Source organism: Gordonia sp. McavH-238-E, from assembly GCF_022348225.1.
Classification (GTDB): domain Bacteria; phylum Actinomycetota; class Actinomycetes; order Mycobacteriales; family Mycobacteriaceae; genus Gordonia; species Gordonia terrae.
On record NZ_JAKRFE010000024.1, the window covers coordinates 42,419 to 50,538 of the forward strand.

Annotated in this window: 7 protein-coding genes; 2 read left to right on the top strand and 5 right to left on the bottom strand. The window is 68.9% G+C overall.

Annotation, left to right across the window (positions count from 1 at the left end; all coding sequences use genetic code 11):
• Positions 1-10: 10 nt before the first annotated feature.
• Positions 11-1,249 (top strand): oxygenase MpaB family protein, encoded by a 1,239-nt coding sequence (locus tag MHN80_RS24220; RefSeq protein WP_239403985.1) that lies wholly within the window; start codon positions 11-13, stop codon positions 1,247-1,249.
• Here the strand turns inward: MHN80_RS24220 and MHN80_RS24225 are convergent.
• Positions 1,201-1,836 carry a pyridine nucleotide-disulfide oxidoreductase gene (locus MHN80_RS24225; RefSeq protein ID WP_239403986.1) on the bottom strand — a complete coding sequence of 212 codons (636 nt, stop codon included), beginning with the start codon at positions 1,834-1,836 and terminating at the stop codon, positions 1,201-1,203. The two genes, MHN80_RS24220 and MHN80_RS24225, sit on opposite strands and share 49 nt — an antisense overlap.
• A gap of 227 nt (positions 1,837-2,063) precedes the next feature.
• Between MHN80_RS24225 and MHN80_RS24230 the strand changes: the two genes are divergently transcribed.
• Entirely contained in the window at positions 2,064-3,551 is a 1,488-nt protein-coding gene (locus MHN80_RS24230) for a cryptochrome/photolyase family protein (protein WP_239403987.1), read from the top strand.
• A gap of 12 nt (positions 3,552-3,563) precedes the next feature.
• Here MHN80_RS24230 and MHN80_RS24235 read toward each other — a convergent pair whose 3' ends face one another.
• Genes MHN80_RS24235 through MHN80_RS24250 form a run of 4 tightly spaced genes read right to left on the bottom strand, consistent with a single transcriptional unit; the run spans position 3,564 to position 7,963 of the window.
• Complete coding sequence (locus tag MHN80_RS24235; protein WP_239403988.1) at positions 3,564-4,241, bottom strand: TetR/AcrR family transcriptional regulator; 678 nt, start codon at positions 4,239-4,241, stop codon at positions 3,564-3,566.
• Between the two features lie 50 nt (positions 4,242-4,291).
• Positions 4,292-5,074 (bottom strand): ABC transporter ATP-binding protein, encoded by a 783-nt coding sequence (locus MHN80_RS24240; protein ID WP_239403989.1) that lies wholly within the window; start codon positions 5,072-5,074, stop codon positions 4,292-4,294.
• The gene (locus tag MHN80_RS24245) at positions 5,071-5,967 is read right to left on the bottom strand and encodes an ABC transporter ATP-binding protein (protein WP_004022462.1); all 897 of its coding nucleotides are present in this window, start codon (positions 5,965-5,967) and stop codon (positions 5,071-5,073) included. Before MHN80_RS24245 ends, MHN80_RS24240 begins: the two co-directional genes overlap by 4 nt.
• Positions 5,960-7,963: an ABC transporter permease gene (locus MHN80_RS24250; protein ID WP_101820820.1), complete on the bottom strand. Its 2,004-nt coding sequence runs from the start codon at positions 7,961-7,963 to the stop codon at positions 5,960-5,962. The genes MHN80_RS24245 and MHN80_RS24250 overlap by 8 nt, the downstream gene beginning before the upstream one ends.
• Positions 7,964-8,120: the final 157 nt, after the last annotated feature.

Below are 8,120 nucleotides of genomic sequence, written 5' to 3' on the forward strand. Positions count from 1 at the left end.
TCATGGATTGATGGAACGGACCGCGCCCGCCGACCTCGTGAACATCGACCTCGCCGTACAGCGGTTCGGGACGGCCGGCCGTGACTGGCTCGACCAGATGTGGCTCGCGGACCCACTCGCCGACGCCGTGGCCGCCGACCGGCAGCCCGGCGGCCCCACGACGACCGTGCTGCGGGCGGCGCTGGAGAGCGGCATCGACTCGGTCGACGACGCCACCGACTCGCTGCGGGCATTGTTCGGGTTCCTCGACGACGAGCCCGACTGGGTCGATCACGACCGGATGAGCCGCGCGGCTGATGCGCTGGTCGTCAACACCGCGCCGCTGGGCATCGTGCTCGGCGCGGCCTCGCTGGTCCGCGGGGCGGGTAACACGATCGCGGGCAAGCCGCTCGCGGTCACCGGACGGTATGTGTCACAGCCGGCGGTGCGCTCGGTCGAGGTCGGTGAGTGGCTGGGTCAGGTGCTCACGCCCGGCGGGATGCGTCGTGACGGACCCGGTTTCGCGTACACGGTACGGGTCCGGATGATCCACGCGCACGTCCGCCACATGCTGCTCACACGCGGGGACTGGGACGAGAAGGCCTGGGGCGTGCCGATCCCGCAGCCGTACATGGCGTTCACGATCGCCGAGTTCGGGCACATCGCGATCGACGCGATGCACAAGCTCGGGGTGCGGTTCACCGACCGCGAACTCGACGACATCTACCACCTGTGGCGATACGTCGGGCACGTCGTCGGCATGAGTCCCGAGCTGAACCCGGTGTGCGAGGCCGACCACGTCCGCATCGAAGACCTCTACCGGTTGACCTCGCCGGGGCCGGGCCCCGATGACCGGGACTTCGTCGTCGCGCTGACCGACGACTACCTGGTACCGGAACTGGCCGCGGTCTTCCCCGGACCGGCGGCGCTCCGACATCGGCTTGCGGCGACGACGATGCACGGCCTGCAGCGGGTCTTCATCGGCGACGCCGACGCGGATGCGCTCCGGATTCCCGACGGCCGGCTCAAGCATGTCCTGAGCCGGGTCGGGCCGGTCCTCGCGGCGGCCGGGTCGGTGCAGCGGGTCGGGGGAGCCCGACGCGCGCGGACTCGGCTCGAGAAAGCCTATCGCGCACGGGACGTCGCGATGGCGCGGATGCGCACGGACTACCGCGTCACCCACGACCTGGTCGACGCCGCGCCCGGACCCCAGAGCGCCGATCAGCCCTCGAAGCGGCTGGCGGCGGTGACGTCCTCGGTCAGGCAGTAGCCGACCGAGACAGGCTGTGCGAACGACCATTTCGTCTCGTCCTCGGTACAGGTGAGGGAATCCCCGCCCCGGCTGACGGTCTTGGCGAGGATGGTGCTGACCGCGGGGGAGGCGCTGCACTCGACCTCGCGGTAGTCGGCGAGCTTGCCGCCGTTGACCGGGATCTGGTAGCACGCGTCGACCGCGAAGTTGGGTGTGAGGCAGAGCTTCTGGTCGCCCTCACCGAACGTGAGCGCAGAGGTGTTGGGGGTGCCGCACTCCGCCGAGGTGTTGACCTTGTCGGCGGCGTAGAAGGTCAGCCCCTCGGTTCCTTCGCAGTCGGCCTTCGTCGCCTCGACCTTGCCCTCGCCGGCCTCCGAGCCGATCTGCAGGCACTCGCCCACGTCGATGTCGGAGGCCTCCTCGATCGACTGCGTGCCGACGCTGACACTGCAGGCCGCCAGCGCCGAGAAGCCCACGCAGGCCGCGATCACCGCGGCACGCCGACCCAACTGCCAGAAGGGCCTGGCCACGGGCGGCACGTCGTCACCGGGTCCGGCAATCCGATCGGCGGAGGCTTGCGAATAGCTGGGGATGCTGCGCGACATCGTCGTTCCTATCGTCTGGAGTGGGCGGATGCCCGGTCTCGGCTGCTCATCGTGGTGATCGGGTGATGGACAACAGGATGTCGCCAGGCGCTTGGTGCGAACTTGGGGTCGACTTGTCCGGTCCTTGAGGGGCGCGTCCAAGTCGGGAGTGGAGGGTGCGTCGGAGTGGTTTCGACAAGCTCAACCAGCTGGGGGCGCTCGACCAGCGGAGGCAGAGAGGAGAGCCGATGTCCGTTCCGTCCGGCGGTGTGGTCCGGGTGGTGCTCCCGCATCAGTTGTTCGAATCACACCTCGACGCGGAGCCCGGCACCCGCTTCGTTCTCGTCGAACACGATCTCATGTTCCGGCAGTACCGGTTCCACGTACAGAAGCTCGTCCTGCACCGGGCGAGTATGCGCAGGTTCGCCGATCGGTTGCGGGACCGGGGCTTCGACGTCGACATCCTGGAGACCGACGCCCAGCAGTCCAGTCACGACAAACTCGTCGCCCACCTGTCGCGTCGGAAGCCGTCGTCCATCCACCTCTATGACGTCGTCGACGACTGGCTGTCCGGGGATCTGCTGGCGGCCTTCGACCATGCCGGGTGCCCGCTCGCGGCCGACGACATCGCCGAGAGCCCGAACTTCCTGACCACCCGTCGCCAGCTCCGGGAGTTCTTCGGCGGCAGCCGGCCGCGGATGCAGCAGTTCTACACCTGGCAGCGCCGGCGGCTCGGCATCCTCGTCGACGACGACGGCAAGCCGGAGGGCGGCCGGTGGAGCTACGACTCCGAGAACCGGAAGAAGCTGCCGAAGGGCCACGAGGTTCCGCAACCGACACCGCCCGCGCGACATCCGGAGGTCGACGCCGCGATCGCCTGGGTGTCGGATGCGTTCCCCGACAACCCGGGCGACGCGGACGCCTTCGGGTGGCCGACGGCTCACGACGAGGCGCGGGCGATGCTCGAACAGTTCCTCGCCGACCGGTTCGCGGAGTTCGGTCCGTACGAGGATGCGATCAGCGCCGAGCACCCCTTCGTCTTCCATTCGCTGCTGACGCCCGGCCTCAACATCGGGCTGTTGAGTCCGCGCACGGTGCTGACCAGGGCGCTGGAGGTCGGCGCTCGAAACCGCGTCCCGCTGGCCGGCCTCGAGGGTTTCGTGCGGCAGCTGATCGGCTGGCGGGAGTACATGCGGGCCTCGTATGAGATCCGCGGACGTGGCCTCCGCAGCCGGAACCACCTCGGTCACGATCGCCGGCTGCCGGACGGGTGGTGGACCGCGGAGACCGGCCTCGAACCGGTGGATCTCGTGATCCGGCGGGTCCTCGAACACGGGTATGCCCACCACATCGAGAGATTGATGGTCCTCGGCAATGCGATGTGCCTGCTCCGTATCGACCCCGAGGAGATCTACGAGTGGTTCATGGAGATGTTCGTCGACGCCTACGACTGGGTGATGGTCCCGAACGTGTACGCGATGAGTCAGTTCGCGGCGGGCGAGGCGATCACCACCAAGCCCTACGTCTCGGGTAGCAACTACCTGAAGAAGATGTCGGACATCCCGGCCGGGGACTGGGCCGAGGACTGGGACGGGCTCTACTGGACGTTCGTGCGCGACCACCGGGACGTCTTCGAGGCCAACGCGCGCTCCAACTTCCTCGCGCGGGCCTACGATCGGCTGCCGTCGGGCACGAAGGCGGCGCACAGCCGCCGGGCGGGACGATGGCTGGGGTGATCGATCCGGTCGTCAGCGCCCGCCGAGTGACTCGTCGAGCGCCCGCAGCTGTTCCGGGCGCACGTCGCGGAGGACGGCGAGGGTCGCGGTGATCGCGAGGTCGCAGGCCTCGTCGACGCCGGCGCCGTCGACGATGAGCGCGCGGTGCGCGACGTCGAGGCTCATGCCCAGCAGGAGCGAGGCGAGGGTGTCCGCACTGGCGGCGATCCGCGCCCCGCGTTCGGCGTAGTTGTCACGCAGGCGTGCGGCGATCCGGGGTTCGAGCGCGGCATAGAGCCGGCGGTCGCTGCCGCCCTCCCGATGACCGATGAGGACGCGCAGGCCTTCCGGGTGGCGTCGGGCGTAGTCGAACAAGGCGAGCACCGAATGGCGGGCACGGGCCCCGTAGGGCATGTTCACACTCGCGTCGTACACCTCGAACATGAACGAGGTGAAGGTGTCGAGTTCGCGGGTCATCACGCGATTGACCAGCTCGTCGCGGGAGTCGAAGTGCGCGTACAGGGTCACCCGGGTGGTGCCGCCGCGTTCGGCGATGGCGGTCATCGTGGCGCGTTCGGCACCGACCTCGGCGATGACCGCGCACGCGGCGTCGAGCAATTCGTCGTCGGTGGGCCGGTTGCGTGTGTTGCGTGGGGGTCGTGCGGTGTCGGCATCCGTCCGCACCGGATCGTTCTCGTCTCCGACGGCCACGTCGTCCGGTCCCCGTTCGTCTCGTCCTGCGCCTCTGCTCGTCGTGCGGCCTAGGAGGCGAGATCGTCGACGGTGCGGCCGAAGTAGGCCGCCTCGACCATGTCTCGGCGACTGCGGAGTTCGCCTGCGGGCGCCGAGAGTGCGACACGACCGTGGTGGAGCACGATCGCGGCGTCGGCGATGCCGAGCGCCAGGTCGATGTGCTGCTCGACGAGGACGACCGCCATCTGGTGTTCGTCGGCGATCGACCGCAAGCGGGGCAGCAGGTCCTGGACCGCGACCGGGGACAGACCGAGGCTCAGTTCGTCGATGAGCAGCACTCTCGGATTTGCGAGCAGCGCCTTGGCGAGCGCCAGCATCTGCTGTTCGCCACCGGACAGATTGCCGCAGCGCCGCCCCCGCATCGTCTTGAGTTTGGGAAAGTACTGGTAGGCGGTGTCGAGGTCGGGTCCGTTGCGACGTCTGGCGAGACGGAGGTTGTCCGACACCGACAGCCGGTGGAACACCCCGCGCGTGTCGGGTACCAGAGTCACCCCGCGACGCGCATTGCGTTCGATCCGGCGGTCGATCGGATCGCCCAGGGCGGTGACCGTGCCCGACATCAGGCCGAGCGCACCGACCGCGGCGAGGAGGCTCGTCGTCTTGCCGGCCCCGTTCGGGCCGAGCAGGGCCAGGATCTCGCCCGGCCGGACGGACGCGCTGAGACCGCGGACGGCAGGGACCCCGCCGTAGCCGACGGTGATCTGGTCGATCTCCAGCACCGGTGCGGCCGGGTCGGGTGTCGTCGATCCCGGCCCGTTCGGCGTGGACGACGACTCGGCGTGCGTGCTCATGGCGTCTCCTTCGGGGCGTGCCCGGTCGGGCCGATGTCTGACGGTCGTTCGGTGTCGATGCCCCCACCGGACGGGCCGGCCGGCGGAACAGGTGGATCGACGACCGCATCCGGGTCCACCTCGGGGCTGCCGAGGTAGGCCGAGATCACCGCGGGATCGTCCTGGATGGCGGCCGGTGGTCCGCTGGCGATGACACGACCGAAGTCGAGCACGTACAGACGGTCGCACACGTCGAGCACCAGGGACATGTCGTGGTCGATGAGCAGGATGCCGATGCCGGTCGCGGCGATCCGACGGAGTTCGATGCCGAAGTCGCGGCTCTCGTGGGTGTCGAGCCCGGCGGCCGGTTCGTCGAGCAGGACGAGCTGGGTCCCGCCGACCAGCGCGCGGGCCACGCCCACGAGTTTCTGCTGCCCGAGGGTCAGCTCGCCGGGGAGTTGATCGGCGGCATCGGCCAGGCCGACGAGTTCGAGCGCCGAGGAGATGACGTCGGCCGGGGGTCGGGACCCGTTGACGACGTCGGCGAGCATGGCCCGCAGGCCGACGGGTTGTACTGCCACGGCGAGGTTCTGGGCGACGGTCAGATCGGTGAACAGTTCGCCTGCCTGCCATGTCCGGGCCATACCCGCCCGGCGTCGGCGATGCGGGCTCGCCTTGTCGAGTCGCTCCCCGCGCAGTGACACCGTGCCGGTGGCCTTCGTGAACCCGGTGACCGCGTCGACGAACGTGGTCTTGCCTGCGCCGTTGGGGCCGATCAGCCCGACGATCTCGCCTGCTGCGACCGAGATGTCGATGTCGGAATTGGCGCTGACGCCGCCGTACCGGACCGACAGTCCACCGGTCTCGAGAAGTGTCGTCGCCGTGGCCGGCTTGTCGAGTGTCGACTCAGACATGTGCGCCCTCCGGTGCGTTCTGGGCCGCCCCCGGGGCTTCCGGATGGGGCGGCGGTCGGTGGCGGTGTGCGCGTATCCGCTCGCCGAACTCCGACATCGCACCGGCGACGCCGACCGGGTTCAGCACGGCCATCAGCAGCAGGCTGCCGGCCGCGAAGAGCTCGTAGTACTCACCGAGACTGAGGGTTTGGTTGAGGAACACGTAGCCCACGCCCAGCGGTCCGATGATGCCGGCGAGAACCGCGCCGGCGAACGAGGTGATGCCACCGACGTAGGTCATCGCGAGCAGGGTGAGTCCGATCATGACCGTGAACGAGCCGGCCGACAGCTGGCCCCGGCTGTAGCCGATGAGACAGCCACCGATGCCGGCGAGGAACGCCGACAGCGCGAAACCGAGCAACTTGGTCGCGGCCACGTTGATCCCGACCGACGACGCCGCGCGCTCGTTGGACCGTACGGCCAGGAAGGCACGGCCGGTGGAGCCACCCATGAAGCGCAGCACCACCAGGGTCGCGATCGCGACGACGATGAGGACCATCAGCGAGAACCGGATCGTGACGAGGTTGGTGCCATCGCGCACACCGAGGTCGATGCCGAAGATCGTCGGGTCCGCGATGAGGTTGCCCTCGAAGGAGGTGATGGCCGGGTTGTTGAAGACGAAGCTCTGGATCGCCAGTGCCGCCGCCAATGTCACGACGGCGAGCTGGGCGCCTCGGATCCGCAGTGCGGGTACGCCCACCAGTACGCCGAGACCGGTCGCGATCAGCGCCGCGAAGATCATGCTGAACGGGAAGGGTACGTCCCAGTTGGTGGTCAGCTTCGAGAGCGCGAAACCGGCCGCACCGGCAAACGCCATGCTGGCCAGCGAGATCTGGCCGAGATAACCGGTGAGCAGCACCAGGGACAGGGCGATGAGGCTGAGGATCACCGAGGTGACGACGCCGAAACGCCAGCTGCCGGAGGTGACCAGGATGGCCGCGACGACGACGGCGATGCAGACGACCGTCGGGATCACCCGGATGCGTGGGATGCGGACCGCGGGCATCCGCACCTCGCCGAGCGAACCGCGGGACGGGATACGACCGCCGAGGAGGAAGAGGGCGACGACGACGATGATGAACGGGACGGCGTCGCCGAGGCCGGCCTGCGCCCATTCGGGCCACCAGTCCTTGGTGGTGAGCCAGGTGATCACCGACTGGAAGGCGCCCAGGACGAGGCCTGCGGCGCACGCGATCCCGAAGGAGGTGAGCCGGCCGACGAGCGCGACTGCCAGCGCCGGGATGACGAAGAAGGTGTAGCTGGTCTCGGTGAGTCCGATCGTGTACGACGCGAGCACGACGATGAGTCCGGTGGCCGCTCCCGTCAATGCCCACACGATGCCCGCGAGGCGGTCGGGGGAGTAGCCCGAGAGTCGCGCCGCCAGTTCATCTTCGGACCCGGCGCGAGTCGCGACGCCCAGGGTGGTGAGGCGGAAGTAGGCCCAGAGGACGAGGGAGATGACGATGGCGACACCGGCCAGGATCAGATCCGAGACGTTCACGACCGCACCGGCGATGTCGATGGTGTTCTCCGGCAGGATCGCCTCCGCGAAGAGGTTCTCGGTCTCGAAACGTAGATGCACCAGGGCCTGGATGAAGAGCATGAGGCCCACGGAGGCGACCACCTGTGCGAGCACCGGAGCCGAGCGTAGCGGCCGGAAGATGAGCACATGCGCGAGCAGCGCCCAGACCACCGCGCTGAGTACACCGAGCACCAGCGCGAGTTCCATTGACGTGGGCTCGGATTCACTGCCGAGTTGCAGGGTGCCGATCGGCAGGACGAGACTGCCGTCGGTGCGTAGCGCCGCGACGAGGTAGACCGAGTACAGGCCGATGGCGCCCTGCGCGAAGTTGATGATGCCGGTGGCGGCATAGATGCCCACGAGGGACGACGCGAGCACCGAGTAGATGGCACCGGCGGATAGTCCGAGGAAGACGAACTGGAGGAACTGGCCCATGTGGCGTACTCATTCGTTCGGCGCGGACGGATCTCACGCGCGTGAGGGGTGCGGGATTCGGGGGGTCGAGGCTTCAGGACGGGGGGCAGAGCCGGGTGTGGCGGGGGGGGTGGTCACCCCCCCACCTCACGACCCGTCTCCGTAGGGGCCCGGGGTG